At 65.0% G+C, this 15,215-nt stretch carries 11 protein-coding genes; 3 read left to right on the top strand and 8 right to left on the bottom strand.

All coding sequences use genetic code 11. The features are described from left to right. Positions 1 to 6 precede the first annotated feature (6 nt). From gcl to UNPF46_RS03725, 8 genes are all read right to left on the bottom strand, one after another. Entirely contained in the window at positions 7 to 1,797 is a 1,791-nt protein-coding gene (gene gcl / locus UNPF46_RS03760) for a glyoxylate carboligase (protein ID WP_142249085.1), read from the bottom strand. A 152-nt stretch (positions 1,798 to 1,949) separates the two neighbouring features. Then, positions 1,950 to 3,752 carry an adenine deaminase C-terminal domain-containing protein gene (locus UNPF46_RS03755; RefSeq protein WP_142249084.1) on the bottom strand — a complete coding sequence of 601 codons (1,803 nt, stop codon included), beginning with the start codon at positions 3,750 to 3,752 and terminating at the stop codon, positions 1,950 to 1,952. An 85-nt stretch (positions 3,753 to 3,837) separates the two neighbouring features. Next, positions 3,838 to 4,638, bottom strand: coding sequence for an NYN domain-containing protein (locus tag UNPF46_RS03750; RefSeq protein WP_142249083.1), 801 nt, complete (start codon positions 4,636 to 4,638; stop codon positions 3,838 to 3,840). 55 nt (positions 4,639 to 4,693) lie between these two features. After that, on the bottom strand, positions 4,694 to 6,193 hold the full coding sequence (locus tag UNPF46_RS03745; RefSeq protein WP_142249082.1) for a tripartite tricarboxylate transporter permease: 1,500 nt from the start codon (positions 6,191 to 6,193) through the stop codon (positions 4,694 to 4,696). Beyond that, on the bottom strand, positions 6,193 to 6,678 hold the full coding sequence (locus tag UNPF46_RS03740) for a tripartite tricarboxylate transporter TctB family protein (protein ID WP_100176627.1): 486 nt from the start codon (positions 6,676 to 6,678) through the stop codon (positions 6,193 to 6,195). The genes UNPF46_RS03745 and UNPF46_RS03740 overlap by 1 nt, the downstream gene beginning before the upstream one ends. Further along, the gene (locus UNPF46_RS03735) at positions 6,675 to 7,643 is read right to left on the bottom strand and encodes a Bug family tripartite tricarboxylate transporter substrate binding protein (protein WP_142249081.1); all 969 of its coding nucleotides are present in this window, start codon (positions 7,641 to 7,643) and stop codon (positions 6,675 to 6,677) included. The genes UNPF46_RS03740 and UNPF46_RS03735 overlap by 4 nt, the downstream gene beginning before the upstream one ends. 104 nt (positions 7,644 to 7,747) lie before the next feature. Next, positions 7,748 to 8,590, bottom strand: a complete 843-nt coding sequence (locus UNPF46_RS03730; RefSeq protein WP_181769757.1) for an IclR family transcriptional regulator — start codon at positions 8,588 to 8,590, stop codon at positions 7,748 to 7,750. Between the two features lie 112 nt (positions 8,591 to 8,702). Beyond that, a complete protein-coding gene (locus tag UNPF46_RS03725) occupies positions 8,703 to 10,832 on the bottom strand; it encodes an acetate--CoA ligase family protein (protein ID WP_100176630.1) in 2,130 nt (709 codons plus the stop codon). 350 nt (positions 10,833 to 11,182) lie between these two features. On the opposite strand from UNPF46_RS03725, the gene UNPF46_RS03720 reads away from it, so the two are divergent. The 3 genes from UNPF46_RS03720 (at position 11,183) to frc (ending at position 15,011) form a co-directional block, all read left to right on the top strand. Continuing rightward, positions 11,183 to 11,875, top strand: a complete 693-nt coding sequence (locus UNPF46_RS03720) for a GntR family transcriptional regulator (protein ID WP_174719300.1) — start codon at positions 11,183 to 11,185, stop codon at positions 11,873 to 11,875. A gap of 60 nt (positions 11,876 to 11,935) precedes the next feature. Beyond that, a complete protein-coding gene (oxc, locus tag UNPF46_RS03715; protein WP_142249079.1) occupies positions 11,936 to 13,669 on the top strand; it encodes an oxalyl-CoA decarboxylase in 1,734 nt (577 codons plus the stop codon). A 64-nt stretch (positions 13,670 to 13,733) separates the two neighbouring features. After that, the gene (gene frc, locus UNPF46_RS03710) at positions 13,734 to 15,011 is read left to right on the top strand and encodes a formyl-CoA transferase (protein WP_100176633.1); all 1,278 of its coding nucleotides are present in this window, start codon (positions 13,734 to 13,736) and stop codon (positions 15,009 to 15,011) included. Positions 15,012 to 15,215: the final 204 nt, after the last annotated feature.

The following is a 15,215-nucleotide window of genomic DNA, read 5'->3' as shown; positions in this document are numbered from 1 at the left end:
CTTCCCCTATTCTGCCGGCTGCAGCACGCCGGGCTTCTTGGTTCCGACCTCGTCGAGGGCCAAGTCCAGCACCTCCTCGAACTCGACGATGTTATCGATCTCGGTGCCCATCGCGATGTTGGTGACGCGCTCGAGAATGAACTCGACGACGACAGGCACGCGGTGCTTGGCCATCAGCTCTCGCGCGGTCGCGAACGCGGCCTGAGTATCCTTCGGGTCGGTGACGCGGATCGCCTTGCAGCCGAGCCCTTCGGCCACCGTGACATGATCGACGCCGTAAACGCCGATCTCCGGGGAGTTGATGTTCTCGAAGGAGAGCTGGACATGGTAGTCCATGTCGAAGCCGCGCTGGGCCTGGCGGATCAGGCCGAGATAGGAATTGTTCACGACGACGTGGATATAGGGCAGATTGAACTGCGCCCCGACCGCAAGCTCCTCAATCAGGAACTGGAAGTCGTAATCGCCTGACAGCGCGACGATCTCGCGTTCCGGACACGCCGCACGCACGCCGAGCGCAGCGGGCAGCGTCCAGCCGAGCGGCCCGGCCTGCCCGGCATTGATCCAGTTGCGCGGCTTGTAGACACCGAGGAATTGCGCGCCGGCAATCTGCGACAGGCCGATCACGGTGACGTAGGTGGTGTCGCGGCCGAACGCCTTGTTCATCTCCTCGTAGACGCGCTGCGGCTTGATCGGGACGTTGTCGAAATGGCTCTTGCGCAGCATCGTCTTCTTGCGGTCGCGGCAGGCCGCAGGCCACGCCTGGCGCTCGCGAAGCCTGCCGGACCGCCGCCACTCCCTGGCCACAGTGACGAACATCTCGAGCGCGGCCTTGGCGTCCGAGACGATGCCGAGATCGGGATTGAACACGCGGCCGATCTGCGTCGGCTCGATGTCGACGTGAACGAATTTGCGGCCCTTGGTGTAGGTCTCGACCGAGCCGGTGTGGCGGTTGGCCCAGCGGTTGCCGATGCCGAGCACGAAATCGGATTCGAGCATCGTGGCATTGCCATAACGGTGGCTGGTCTGAAGGCCGACCATGCCGGCCATCAGCACGTGATCGTCGGGGATCGCGCCCCACCCCATCAGCGTCGGCACGACAGGCACGTTGGTGATCTCGGCGAATTCGACCAGCAGGTCCGAGGCATCGGCATTGATGATGCCGCCACCGGCGACGATCAGCGGCCGCTCGGCGGCGTTGAGCATCTCCAGCGCCTTCTCGACCTGCTTGCGGGTCGCCGTGGGCTTGTACACCGGCAGCGGCTCATAGGTCTCGTCGTCGAACTCGATCTCGGCGAGCTGCACGTCGAGCGGCATGTCGATCAGCACCGGCCCGGGCCTCCCTGAGCGCATCACATGAAACGCCTGGCTGAACACGCGGGGCACCAGCGCCGGCTCGCGCACCGTCACCGCCCATTTGGTCACGGGCTTTGCGATCGACTCGATGTCGACGGCCTGAAAGTCTTCCTTGTAGAGCCGTGCCCGCGGTGCCTGTCCGGTGATGCACAGGATCGGAATGGAATCGGCGATCGCCGAATAGAGCCCCGTGATCATGTCGGTGCCCGCCGGCCCCGAGGTTCCGATGCAGACGCCGATATTGCCGGCCTTGGCGCGCGTGTAACCCTCGGCCATGTGCGAGGCGCCCTCGACATGCCGCGCCAGGATGTGGCGGATAGAGCCGCGCTTCTTCAGCGCCGAGTAAAGCGGATTGATCGCGGCACCGGGAACCCCGAAGGCGGTGGAGATGCCTTCCTTCTCCAGAATCCGCACGGCAGCATCAACGGCTCGCATCTTCGCCATATCCGACCTCGCTTGTTTCACGTCAGCGAGCGAGATCATCAGGCGCGAGAGATGCGATCTCAACGAGATCGATTTTATTTTCCACGATGCGGCAGCCGCGGAAAAATCGTGGTCGCCTCAAGCGGTTAAGTCGAGATATCGGTGAAAGCCACTCACTCGAACAGCGGCGCCAGCTCCATCTGCGGCACCAGCACCAGGCCCTTGTCGGTGATGCGAATTTCCGGAATGACCGATAGCGGAATCAAATTGAAGCCCATGTAGGCGATGGTGCAGCCGGCCTCGGCCCATTCCTTCTTCAGTACCTTGACCTCCTCGGCCACCTCGGTGACGCGCTTGTCGGACAGCAGCCCCGCGATCGGCAGCGGAACCAGCGCCCTCACCTTGCCGTCGGCGACGACGCAGACGCCGCCCTGCTGCTCCCTGATCGCCGCGATCGCGACCTGCATGTCCGCCTCGTTGGTGCCGGCGACAATGATATTGTGGCTGTCATGCCCGACGCTGGAAGCAACCGCGCCGCGCTTCAGGCCAAAATCCTTCAGCAGACCGTAGGCGACGTTGCCCGCCGATTTGCCGTGGCGCTCGACCACTGTGACGAAGCAGAGGCCGTAGCGCGCGAACAGCGACGGCCAGTCCTTGGCCGGCTCGATCGCAACCTTCTCGTGGATCAGGGTGATGCCCGGCAGCGCGGTCTTGATCGCGTTGACGGTGCAGGCCTTCGCCGGCAGCTCCGGCGTCAGCTTCATCGTCTTCGGCAATTTCACCGTCGCATAAGCCGCCTTCGGATATTGGTAGCGCTGCGACAGCGCCTGATCGAGGCGACCAGTGATCTTGCCGCGCTCGACCACGAGCTCACCGCCATACCAGGTGCATTGCGGCTTGAGCTGATCGTCCATCAGCACGAGATCGGCACGGCGGCCGCCGCCGAGGCCACCGATGTCGCCATCCATGCCGAAGCGCGTGGCGCCATGGAGCGAGCCCATCGACCAAGCCTGCTCCGGCGACATCCCCGCCTTCACCGCCTCACGAACCACCCAGTCGAGCCCAAACAGCAGCAAATCGTCGGCGTCGCGGTCGTCGGTGCACACGGCCGTACGCTTGTGCGAGGCACCGAGCTCGGTGATGGTGCGGATCGCCTGCGGCAGCGAATGCCAGGGCGTGGTCGGCGGCCCCCCGCGCAAGAACACCCAGACGCCGGCATCGAGCAGATCGTCGGCGATGTCGCGGTCGATCGCCTCATGGGTGTCGGTGACGCCCGATGCCGCATAGGCCGCGACGAATTCGCGGCCGTAGACATGGCCGGACACCGGTCGCCCGCGTTTCAGCGCTGCGGCGAGGATCGCGTGGCTGCGCTCGTCGCCCATCGTCACCGGCACGAAATCCATCTTCTCGCCGAGCGCGACCGCTTCCGGCCAGCGGTCGAACAGTCCGGCGATCTTGTCCGGTGTGAGATCGCCGCCGGCTGTTTCCAATTCGGCCGAGGTCGCAGGAACCGTGCTCGGCACCGTCAGGAAGATCGAGAGCGGCGCCTCGCGCGCGTCCTCCAGCATTGCTTCGACGCCGGCGACGTCCATGACGTTGCCGATCTCGTGGCTGTCGCAGAAGATCGTGGTGGTGCCGTTCAGCAGTGCGGCCTCGGCGTAGGCGCAGGCCGTGACCATCGAGGACTCGATGTGTATGTGTGGATCGACCAGACCCGGCGCGATGATGCCGCCTGCAGCGTCATAAACCGCAACGTTGCTCCACACCTTTCTGGCCGCTCCGGCCGGCTTCACGGCGGCAATGCGCCCGCCGGTGATCCAGACCTCGCGGTTCGCATGAATACGCTCCGAATAGGTCGAGAGCACCCGGCCCCCGGTGACGACGAGTTCCGGCGCGGCCCGCGCGGAAGCGACATCGGCCAGACGCCGGGTCATCGCATGCAGCGGTGCGACGGCAAAACGGGTAAGTTTGGTCATCGGAACCCTCGCGTGGCGTTACGGCCCAGCGATGGTTACGCTCCGCGCCAGACCGGGCAAGCGCAAATATGATGGCAGGCTCTGCTCACGCCTTAGGCGCCGAGCCGCTCGCCGCCCCCGATCTTGCAGGCCTGCGCGGGTTCCGCCTTCTCGGCGGTGCTTCGGCAGCAGGCTTGACCCGAATCCGCATCGACCGGCCCTTCGACTCGTCGATCTCGAACGAATTCGTCTTGCGCACGAGGTCACTCAGCTTGCGGAAGCCGAACGTTCTCGGATCGAAATCGGACGCCAGATTGGCGAGCTGCCGTCCGACTTCACCGAGCGCAACCCAGCCGTCCTCACTCTCCATCTGGGTGATGACCTTCTTGATGATGGGCGTGGCGGCATCGAGCGGCTGAAGCGGTGCAGGCCCCGACGCGGCGCCTTGGGTGGTGGTCGTGCCGGCAAGCAGGTTCTCTGTGTAGACGAACCTTCGGCAGGCCTGCCTGAAGCTTTCCGGCGTCTTCTGCTCGCCGAACCCAAAGACATCGATGCCCTGCTCCCGGATGCGGGCGGCCAGACGGGTAAAGTCGCTGTCGGACGACACCAGGCAGAAACCATCGAACCGTCCGCTGTGCAGCAGGTCCATCGCGTCGATGACAAGGGTGATGTCCGACGCGTTCTTTCCGGTCGTGTATGCGAACTGCTGCTGCGGTATGATGGCGTGTTTCGACAGGATGTCAGCCCAGCCCCTGGAACGCGCATTGGAGAAATCGCCGTAGATGCGGCGGACGCTGGCCTCGCCGATCTTGGCAATCTCCTCGAACAGCCCATCCGCGATCTTGGCAGAGGCGTTGTCGGCATCGATCAGGACGGCGAGACGGGGCGAGCGGAGTTCTGACGGCATGGCGTTTCCTCAACAAGCTGGAGGCAGCATCTAGAAGACGCACACGGCAGAACGGTTAATCCTCGTTCGCCTTGAAGCGCCCGAGGCCCTTTAGCACGAAGGGCGCCAGCAGCGCGATCAGCGCGATGCCGAGCAGCGTCGCCGAGATCGGGCTCTGCAGCAGCGTCATGGGATCGCCGAGGCTGATCGCGAGCGCGCGGCGGAGCTGGCTCTCGGCGATCGGGCCGAGGATCAGGCCGACGACGACCGGCGCGATCGGAAAATCGAACCGGCGCATCAGGAAGCCGAGCACGCCGAAGCCGGCCAGCATCGACAGCTCGACCACCGACGGCTTTGCGGCGATGGTGCCCATGGTCGCGAACACGAGGATGCCGGCATAGAGCCAGGGCTGCGGGATCGCGAGCAGCCGCACCCACAGGCCGACCAGCGGCAGGTTGAGCACCAACAGCATCACGTTGGCAATGAACAGGCTGGCGATCAGGCCCCACACGAGGTCGGGCCGTTCGGCGAACAGCAGCGGCCCCGGGTTGAGACCGTATTGCTGGAAGCCCGCCAGCATCATCGCGGCGGTCGCCGAGGTCGGCAGTCCCAGCGTCAACAGCGGCACCAGCGTGCCGGCGGCGGAGGCGTTGTTGGCGGCTTCGGGGCCGGCGACGCCTTCGATCGCGCCCTTGCCGAATTCTTCGGGATATTTTGTGAGACGCTTCTCGGTCGAATAGGACAGGAAGGTCGGGATCTCCGCGCCGCCCGCCGGCAGTGCGCCGATCGGGAAGCCGAACATGGTGCCGCGCAGCCACGGCTTCCACGACCGCTTCCAGTCTTCCTTCGTCATCCACAGCGAGCCGCGCACCGGCTCGAGCTTCTCCTCGCTGTGGTGACGGCGCGACGCAACGTAGAGCGCCTCGCCGACCGCGAACAGGCCGACCGCAAGCGTCGTCACCTCGACGCCATCGAGCAGTTCAGGAACGCCGAACGCAAGCCGGGCCTGCCCCGTCAGCTTGTCGATGCCGACGAGACCGAGCGTCAGACCGATGAACAGGCTGGTCAGACCGCGGATCGGGGAATCGCCGAAGGTCGCCGACACCGTGACGAAGGCGACGCACATCAGCGCGAAATAATCCTCAGGGCCGAAGCGCACCGCGAAATCGACCAGCCAGGGCGCGAGGAACGCAAGACCGATGGTGGCGATGGTGCCGGCGACGAAGGAGCCGATCGCGGAGGTCGCGAGCGCGGGACCGCCGCGGCCCGCCTTGGCCATCTTGTTGCCTTCGAGCGCGGTCGCCATCGAGGCGCTCTCGCCGGGCGTGTTGATCAGGATCGCAGTGGTCGAGCCGCCATACATGCCGCCGTAATAGATGCCGGCGAACATGATCAGCGAGCCGCCGGGATCGAGCTTGTAGGTGACGGGCAGCAGCAGCGCGACGGTCAGCGCGGGGCCGATGCCCGGCAGCACGCCGACCGCCGTGCCGAGAAACACGCCGATCAGCGCATAGAGCAGGTTCACAGGCTGAATGGCGACGGCCATGCCGTGTGCCAGCGCCGCAAAAGTGTCCATCACAGCAGTCGCTCCAGCGGCCCGGTCGGAAGGCTCAGCGTCAACAGCCGGTCGAACGCGAGATAGATGAGGGTCGACATCACGAGGGCGATGATGCCGTCGACGAGGATGGCGCGGCGCCCGAAGGCCGCCGAGGTCGTCACGAACAGCGCCGACGTCGCCAGGATGAAGCCGCCGCCGAAGCCGATGATGGCGATCAGCAGCGCGAGGCCGATGAGGATCAACACCACCGGCACGGGGTCGGCACTCTCGCGCGCCGGCAGATTGCCGCGCAGCGCATCGATGAAATTGCCGATCGCAAGCAGCGCAAGGCCGCAGGCGACCACGACCGGCATCGCCTCCGGCCCCATCCCGTACATCGCGGTGGATGACAGGCCGCGCGCGTCGAAGACCAGCACCGCGGCGAGGCCTGCGAGCAAGGCCGCGATGACGATGCCGGCGCGATCGACGCGCCGCGGCGGCCGGGCCGGATCGCCCGAGCTCATGACTTGACCAGACCGACCGATTTCAGCACGTCGGTCACGCGCACGGTTTCCTTCTTCAGGAAGTCGGCGAAGGCGTCGCCGCCGAGATAGGCGTCCTCCCAGCCCTTCTGCTTGAGGATCTCCTTCCAGGCGTCCGACTTCACCATCTTCTCGACGGCATCGCTCAGCGTCTTCTTCTGCTCCGGCGTGATGCCGGGAGGCGCGACGACCGAGCGCCAGTTGGCGATCACGAGGTCGATGCCTTGCTCCCTAAAGGTCGGGATGTCGCTGCCCGGGATGCGCTTCTCCGAGGTCACGCCGATCGCGCGCAGCTTGCCGGACTTGATCTGCCCTTCATATTCGCTGAGGCCCGAAATACCCGCGGTGACCTTGCCGCCGAGGATCGCCGCCAGCGACTCGCCGCCGCCGGAGAACGGGATGTAGTTGATCTTCTTGGCGTCGGCGCCGACGGCGCCGGCAAACAACGCCGCCATCACATGGTCGACGCCACCGGCCGAGCCGCCGGCAAAGGTCACCTTGGCGATGTCGGCCTTCACCGCGGCGGCGAGATCCTGTGCATTCTTGATCGGCGAATTCGCGGGCACCACGATCACCTGGATTTCCTCGGTGAGGCGCGCGATCGGCGTCACCTGCTCGAGCGTGACCGGCGACTTGTTCATGGCGAGCGCCCCCACCATGACGAAGCCGTTGACCATCATCTGGTTGCCGTCGCCCTTGGCACCATTGACGAATTGCGCGATGCCGACGCTGCCGCCCGCGCCGGGGACGTTGGTCACCTGCACGCTGCGCGCGACACCGGAGGCCACCAGCGCCTGCTGCATCGAGCGCGCGGTCTGGTCCCACCCGCCGCCCGGAGCCGCCGGCGCCATCAGCTTGAGCTCGAGCTGCTGGGCAAAGGACGGCGTCGCCGCCGCAAGGGTCAGCGCGACGGCTGCGCCGGCAAGGCGCGCAAAAAATCGGGACATAAGGGCATCTCCAGGCTCATGCGGACGTTTGCCGCATTGTGTCGTTTGGTCGCATATCAACCAAAACGGCCGATGCTGTCCAGCCATCCCCCAGGAGTTTTGGGTCAGCGGGGCGTCGGGATCACCCCACCGAGGGCAGCCGTCAGTTCGGCGGCGACATCCCGGACGATTTGCCCGATTTCCGGCAACCTCTGATCGGTCAACCGGCTGGTCATGCCGGAGACGGAAATCGCCGCGAGCGGCTCGGCGCAGTCGTTGTAGACTACCGCCGCAATACAGCGCAGGCCCATGCAGGCCTCCTCGTCGTCGAGCGCAAAGCCCTGCTGGCGGATCTTTTCGAGCTCCCGGAACAGGTCGCTCGGCCGCACGATCGATTTCTCGGTCAGGCGGGGCATGCCGTGATGGCGGATGACGGCGCCGACGTCCTCGTCCGAATAGGTCGCGAGCACCGCCTTGCCGACGCCCGAGGTCACCATGGCGACGCGGCCGCCGACCTGGGTCAGCGAGCGCATGATCTCGCGACTCTCCATCCGGGTCAGCACGATGATGAACTCGTCGTCGACCACCGCGAGGTTGGCGGTCTCGCGAGTGAGATCGCGCAGCTTGCGCAGGTACGGAATCGCCTGCGTGGAGAAATTGCGCCGCCGCGCAAAGCTCGCACCTACCGTGAAGGCGCGGGAGCCGACGTGCCATTTGGATTCGGCGCGATCGAACTGGACGAAGCGGCGGCTTTCCAGCGTCGCAAGCAGGCGGTGCACGGTCGAGGTGGACAATCCTGTGCAGATCGCCAGATCGCTCAGGCGGTAGCCTGCGTCGTCCTCAGCCAGCGTTTCCAGGATCGACAGCGCACGATCAACCGACTGCACGCCGCCGTCGCGTGTCTCAGGCTCATGGTCGGCCGTGGATTTCGGCTCGACGGTCCTGCGGCGGATCACGTTTTTCCTCATCGCGACCTGCATATCAGCCAGTCAGACGATCGACGCTCGTGCCGTGAAACTTTCCCGCATCATGGGAAATGTCGCCCCGGTCTTCGCCGGAGCGACATCTTGTGTTGACGGCTCAGAGCAGCCCTGCTCCGCGCGCCCATTTGTACTTGGCGCCCAGCACCTCGACCGGCAGCTCGGTCGAATAGGCGTAGGCCGGGATGCCGTTCTGGTAGAGATACTCGGCGGCTTCCTCGACCTCGACGTCGCCGGCGAGCGAGGCGACGATCGGCTTCACAAAACCCTTGGCCTCCATCTCCTTCTTCACCTCGACCATGTTGCGGGCGAACACCATCGGCGGCGTGACGATGGTGTGCCAGTAGCCGAGGATCAGCGAGTGGATGCGCTCGTCCGACAGGCCGAGCTTCACGGTGTTGACGTAGGTGATCGGGGGCTCGCCGCCGGTGATATCCACGGGATTTCCGGCCGCGCCGAACGGCGGGATGAACTTGCGGAAGGCCGCATCGAGATCCGGCGGCATCGACATCAGCGACAGGCCATTGTCGACGCAGCTATCCGACAGCAGCACGCCCGAGCCGCCGGCACCGGTGATGATCAGCACGTTCTCCCCCTTCGGCGTCGGCAGCACCGGCACGCCACGGGCGAATTCGAGCAGCTGCCGCAGGCTGCGGGCGCGGATCACGCCCGACTGCGCCAGCACGTCCTCGTAGATCTTGTCGTTACCGGCGAGCGCGCCGGTGTGCGAGGACGCCGCCTTGGCGCCGGCCGAGGTGCGGCCGGCCTTGAGCACGACGACCGGCTTCTTCTTGGAGACGCGCTTGGCGGCTTCCGCGAAGGCGCGGCCGTCCTTGAGATCTTCGCAGTGCTGCGCGATCAGGTTCGTGTTTGGGTCCTGCTCGAAGAAGGCGAGCAGATCGTCCTCGTCGATATCCGACTTGTTGCCGAGACCGACGATGGCGGACACGCCCATCTTGGCCGAGCGCGAGAAGCCGATGATGGCCATGCCGATGCCGCCCGACTGCGATGACAGCGCCGCGTGGCCCTTGACGTCATAGGCCGTGCAGAAGGTCGCGCAGAGATTGGCGGGCGTATAATAGAAGCCGTAGATGTTCGGCCCCATCAGGCGGATGTCGTACTTCTTGCCGACCTCGACGATCTCGGCCTGAAGCTCCGGCGCACCGGCCTCCGCGAAGCCCGACGGGATCAGCACCGCACCCGGGATCTTCTTCTCGCCGCACTCGGTGAGCGCCGCCGCCACGAACTTGGCGGGGATCGCGAACACGGCGGTGTCGATCACACCAGGCACGTCCTTGACGCTCTTATAGGCCTTGTAGCCGAGGATCTCGGCGGCCTTGGGATGGATCGGATAAATGTCGCCCTTGTAGCCGCCGTTGATGAGGTTCTTCATCACGGAGTTGCCGATCTTGCCGTCCTCGGCGGAAGCGCCGACCACGGCGACCGCCTTCGGCTGCATGATACGGCTCATCGCCGCGACGATCTCCTCGGTCGGACGCGGCTTCGGCTTCGGCACATAGGCGAAGTCGACGACGATGCGCACGTCGGCGGCGGTCGCGCCCTTCGCCGTCGCAAACACCGGATTGAGGTCGAGCTCGACGATCTCAGGGAAATCGGTGACGAGCTGCGATACCTTGACGATGACGTCGGCGAGCGCCGTGCGGTTCACCGCCTCGCCGCCGCGAACGCCTTTCAGGATCTCATGTGCCTGGATGCCGTCGAGCATCGAGAGCGCGTCTTCCTTGGTCGCGGGCGCGAGGCGGAAGGTGATGTCCTTGAGCACTTCGACCAGCACGCCGCCGAGGCCGAAGGCGACCAGCTTGCCGAACGAGCCGTCGGTAATCGAGCCGACGATCACCTCGGTGCCGCCGGCCAGCATCTGCTGCACCTGGACGCCCTCGATCTTGGCATCGGCCTTGTACTTCTTGGCGTTGGACAGAATGGTCTCGTAGGCCTTCTCGGCGTCTTCAGCATTCTTGAGGCCGACGATGACGCCGCCGGCCTCGGTCTTGTGGAGGATATCCGGCGAGACGATCTTCATCACGACCGGGAAGCCCATCGCGGAGGCCATCTTGCCGGCCTCGCCGGCCGACTTGGCCACGCCTTCCTTCGGCACCGGAATGCCGTAGGCGTCGCAGACCAGCTTGCCTTCCGGGGCCGTCAGGCTGGTGCGGTTGTCCGCCTTGACCTGGTCAAGCACCTTGCGGACGGCATCTTTGGAATTGGACATGTGGCTTCTCCCTTGACCTCAGTTCGTTCTTTGCAAAGCGCGCGCGTGGTTGCGGCTGCCCGTGATGCTTGCCATTCGCCGCGCTCTGTTCCATGTCGCGGGTCGGAGCGGCATAAAACCTGAGACTACTCCGCCGCTTTGGATCAAAAATGGCTGGCGATGGCATTTGGTATGCCAGAAGCCAACTTGTCAAGCTGCTGCGTTGCTTGGAACGCCGCAAAAAATAGCCGCCTTGACATTCTGGCATGTGGTATGCCAAAAACTTTCCCGTTAATATTCCTGTAAAAGACGACTCCCACTGGAGGAGATTCGTCGTGTCACTACGGAAACCAACCAAGGCGTTGCCGCACATGGCCGAGGCAGACATCGCAATCGTTCGCATTGCCCCGGAGAGCAGCTTCAAGAACAAGGCGTATGACGCCTTGAAGGAAGCCATCCTCAAGATGGACATCTACTCGACGCCCGAGCCGGTGATGCTCGACGAGCGCGCATTGTCCGAACGCCTGGGCGTCAGCCGCACCCCGATCCGCGAAGCCATCGCGATGCTGGAACAGGACGGCTTCGTGAAGACGGTGCCGCGCCGCGGCATCATGGTGGTGCGCCGGACCAAGAGCGAGATCGTCGATATGATCCGCGCCTGGGCGGCGCTGGAGAGCATGGCCGCGCGCCTCATCACCACCACCGCGCGGAAGAAGGACATCACGGCGCTGCGCGACTTCTTCAAGGATTTCGGCAAGGACCGCCTGCCCGAGGATCATGTCGAGGAATATTCCAAGGCCAACATCGCCTTCCATCAGGCGCTGATCTCGCTGTCGGAATCCCCCGTGCTGGTCGATCTCACCAACGACCTCCTGCTGCACGTGCGCGGCTATCGCCAGTTGACGATCGGACGCAAGGACCGCACCGCGACCTCGCTGCCCGAGCATCTTGCCATGATCGAGGCGCTGGAGGCGCGCGACACCGAGCTCGCCGAGAAGCGCGCCCGCGACCACACCCTCGGCCTTGCCGCTTACGTCGAAGCGCACGGCCAGGAACTCTTCTAGCAACGTTCACCAGAAGGGCGAAAAACTCGCCCCAGTATTGAGACCAGGGAGACAAGGCCCATGCTGAACACCGCGACCAAGTCCGAGGCACCGGGCACCGAGCAGGAGCTGACGGATGGCTTCCATCTCGTCATCGACGCGCTCAAGCTGAACGGCATCAACACCATCTATAATGTGCCGGGCATCCCGATCACGGATTTGGGCCGCATGGCGCAGGCCGCCGGCATTCGCGTCATCTCCTTCCGCCACGAGCAGAACGCCGGTTACGCCGCAGGCATCGCCGGCTATCTCACCAAGAAGCCCGGCGTCTGCCTCACGGTATCCGCGCCCGGCTTCCTCAACGGTCTCACCGCGCTCGCGCACGCCACCACCAACTGCTATCCGATGATCCTGGTCTCCGGCTCCTCCGAGCGCGAGATCGTCGACCTGCAGCAGGGCGACTATGAGGAGATGGACCAGCTCGCCATCGCCAAGCCGCTGTGCAAGGCGGCCTATCGCGTGCTGCACGCCCAGGACATCGGCATCGGCTTCGCGCGCGCCATCCGCGCCGCGGTCTCGGGCCGTCCGGGCGGCGTCTATCTCGACCTGCCGGCAAAGCTGTTCGGCCAGGTGATGAACGCCGAGGCCGGCCAGAAATCGCTGGTCAAGGTGATCGACGCCGCGCCTGCGCAGATCCCCTCACCCGCTTCGGTCAAGCGCGCGCTTGACGTGCTCAAGGCGGCAAAGCGTCCGCTCATCATTCTGGGCAAGGGCGCGGCCTACGCGCAGGCCGACGAGGAGATCAAGAGCTTCGTCGAGAAGAGCGGCGTGCCGTTCCTGCCGATGAGCATGGCCAAGGGCCTCCTCCCCGACACCCATCCGCAGTGCGCCGGCGCGGCCCGCTCGACGGTGCTGAAAGAGTCCGACGTCGTGCTGCTGATCGGCGCGCGGCTGAACTGGCTGCTCTCGCACGGCAAGGGCAAGAGCTGGGGCGAAGCGCCCAAGAAGTTCATCCAGGTCGACATCGAGCCGCGCGAGATGGATTCCAACGTCGAGATCGTCGCGCCCGTCGTCGGCGACATCGGCTCGGTCGTCTCCGCCTTCAACCAGGCGATGGGGGCAGGCTGGACCGCCCCGCCCGCCGAATGGACCAAGGCGATCTCGTCCAAGCGGGAAGAGAACGTCGCCAAGATGGCGCCGAAGCTCATGAACAACAAATCGCCGATGGACTATCACGGCGCGCTCGGCGTCTTGAAGAACGTCATCAAGGAGCACCCGGAGGCGATCCTCGTCAACGAAGGCGCCAACACGCTCGACCTCGCCCGCGGCGTCATCGACATGTACCGCCCGCGCAAGCGTCTGGACGTCGGCACCTGGGGCGTCATGGGCATCGGCATGGGCCAGGCGATTGCGGCCGCGCTCGAGACCGGCCACCCCGTGCTCGCGGTGGAAGGCGACTCGGCGTTCGGCTTCTCCGGCATGGAGGTCGAGACCATCTGCCGCTACAACCTTCCGATATGCATCGTCATCTTCAACAATGACGGCATCTATCGCGGCACCGACGTCAACGGCGCGAACTCCGATCCGGCGACGACCGTGTTCGTCAAGGGCGCGCGCTACGACAAGATGATGGAAGCCTTCGGCGGCGTCGGCGTGAATGCCACCTCGCCCGACGAGCTCAAGCGCGCCGTCAACGAAGCCATGACGTCCGGCAAGCCGACGCTCATCAACGCGGTGATCGATCCGGCCGCGGGCTCGGAGAGCGGCCGCATCGGCAACCTCAATCCGCAGAGCGTTCTGCAGAAGAAGAAGTAAGTCCACCCCTTCAACCCTTTAATCCCTGTGGTTCGCAGGGGCAGACAGAGTACGGAGCAACACAATGACCAAAGCGCTCGAGGGCGTTCGCATTCTCGACTTCACCCACGTTCAGTCAGGCCCGACCTGCACGCAGCTGCTGGCATGGTTCGGCGCCGACGTGATCAAGGTGGAACGCCCGGGCGTGGGTGACATCACCCGCGGCCAGCTGCAGGACATCCCGAACGTGGACAGCCTATATTTCACCATGCTCAACCACAACAAGCGCTCGATCACGCTCGACACCAAGAATCCCAAGGGCAAGGAAGTCCTCACCGAGCTGATCAAGAAGTGCGACGTGCTGGTGGAGAATTTCGGCCCCGGCGTGCTCGACCGCATGGGCTTCCCCTGGGAGAAGATCCAGCAGATCAACCCGAAGATGATCGTCGCCTCGATCAAGGGCTTTGGCCCCGGCCCCTACGAAGACTGCAAGGTCTATGAGAACGTCGCCCAGTGCACCGGCGGCGCCGCCTCCACCACCGGCTTCCGCGACGGCCTGCCGCTCGTCACCGGTGCGCAAATCGGCGATTCCGGCACCGGCCTGCATCTGGCGCTCGGCATCGTCACCGCGCTCTATCAGCGCACGCATTCGGGCAAGGGCCAGCGCGTCACGGCTGCGATGCAGGACGGCGTGCTCAACCTGTCCCGCGTCAAGCTGCGCGACCAGCAGCGCCTCGCCCACGGCCCGCTCAAGGAATACAGCCAGTTCGGCGAAGGCATTCCGTTCGGTGATGCCGTGCCGCGCGCCGGCAACGATTCCGGCGGCGGCCAGCCCGGCCGCATCCTGAAGTGCAAGGGCTGGGAGACGGACCCCAACGCCTACATCTACTTCATCACCCAGGCCCCGGTCTGGGAGAAGATCTGCGACGTGATCGGCGAGCCCACCTGGAAGACCGATCCGAACTACGCCAAGCCGGCAGCCCGCCTGCCGCGCCTCAACGAGATCTTTTCCCGCATCGAGCAGTGGACGATGACCAAGACCAAGTTCGAGGCGATGGAGATCCTCAACAAGGACGACATCCCCTGCGGCCCGATCCTGTCGATGAAGGAGCTCGCCGAAGACCAGTCGCTGCGCGCGACCGGCACCGTGGTCGAGGTCGACCATCCCACCCGCGGCAAGTACCTCTCGGTCGGCAACCCGATCAAGCTGTCGGATAGCCCGAGCGATGTGCAGCGCTCCCCGCTGCTCGGCGAGCACACCGACGAGATCCTGCGCACGGTGCTCGGCTTCAGCGATCACCAGGTCGCCGACATCCACAAGTCCGGCGCGCTCGACCCGCCGCAGAAGCAGGCCGCGGAGTAAGCGGTCTCGCACTGACTGGAACGAGAGGGCCGTCCGAAAGGGCGGCCCTCTTTGCTTGCGCTGGCGTACCGTCGCGTGGGCCGAGCGAAAGCTGGGAAAGCCCCCCGTGCACTTTAGCGCGTTTTCGAGCGAAGTGGACACCGGTTCGCGTGAAGAAAACGCGTCAAAACAAGAATCTAGAGCTTCGGTTCTGATTCAATCAGA

Origin of the sequence: Bradyrhizobium sp. UNPF46, from assembly GCF_006658625.1 — a bacterium.
Classification (GTDB): Bacteria; Pseudomonadota; Alphaproteobacteria; order Rhizobiales; family Xanthobacteraceae; genus Bradyrhizobium; species Bradyrhizobium nitroreducens.
The sequence above is the reverse complement of the archived record's forward strand: the minus strand, read 5'-3'. Positions and strand labels throughout refer to the sequence as shown.

Excerpts from the sequence above, each read along its gene's own strand:
- gcl (WP_142249085.1), bottom strand. The coding sequence starts at position 1,797 with ATGGCGAAGATGCGAGCCGTTGATGCTGCCGTGCGGATTCTGGAGAAG.
- UNPF46_RS03755 (WP_142249084.1), bottom strand. The coding sequence starts at position 3,752 with ATGACCAAACTTACCCGTTTTGCCGTCGCACCGCTGCATGCGATGACC.
- UNPF46_RS03750 (WP_142249083.1), bottom strand. The coding sequence starts at position 4,638 with ATGCCGTCAGAACTCCGCTCGCCCCGTCTCGCCGTCCTGATCGATGCC.
- UNPF46_RS03745 (WP_142249082.1), bottom strand. The coding sequence starts at position 6,193 with ATGGACACTTTTGCGGCGCTGGCACACGGCATGGCCGTCGCCATTCAG.
- UNPF46_RS03740 (WP_100176627.1), bottom strand. The coding sequence starts at position 6,678 with ATGAGCTCGGGCGATCCGGCCCGGCCGCCGCGGCGCGTCGATCGCGCC.
- UNPF46_RS03735 (WP_142249081.1), bottom strand. The coding sequence starts at position 7,643 with ATGTCCCGATTTTTTGCGCGCCTTGCCGGCGCAGCCGTCGCGCTGACC.
- UNPF46_RS03730 (WP_181769757.1), bottom strand. The coding sequence starts at position 8,590 with ATGAGGAAAAACGTGATCCGCCGCAGGACCGTCGAGCCGAAATCCACG.
- UNPF46_RS03725 (WP_100176630.1), bottom strand. The coding sequence starts at position 10,832 with ATGTCCAATTCCAAAGATGCCGTCCGCAAGGTGCTTGACCAGGTCAAG.
- UNPF46_RS03720 (WP_174719300.1), top strand. The coding sequence starts at position 11,183 with ATGGCCGAGGCAGACATCGCAATCGTTCGCATTGCCCCGGAGAGCAGC.
- oxc (WP_142249079.1), top strand. The coding sequence starts at position 11,936 with ATGCTGAACACCGCGACCAAGTCCGAGGCACCGGGCACCGAGCAGGAG.
- frc (WP_100176633.1), top strand. The coding sequence starts at position 13,734 with ATGACCAAAGCGCTCGAGGGCGTTCGCATTCTCGACTTCACCCACGTT.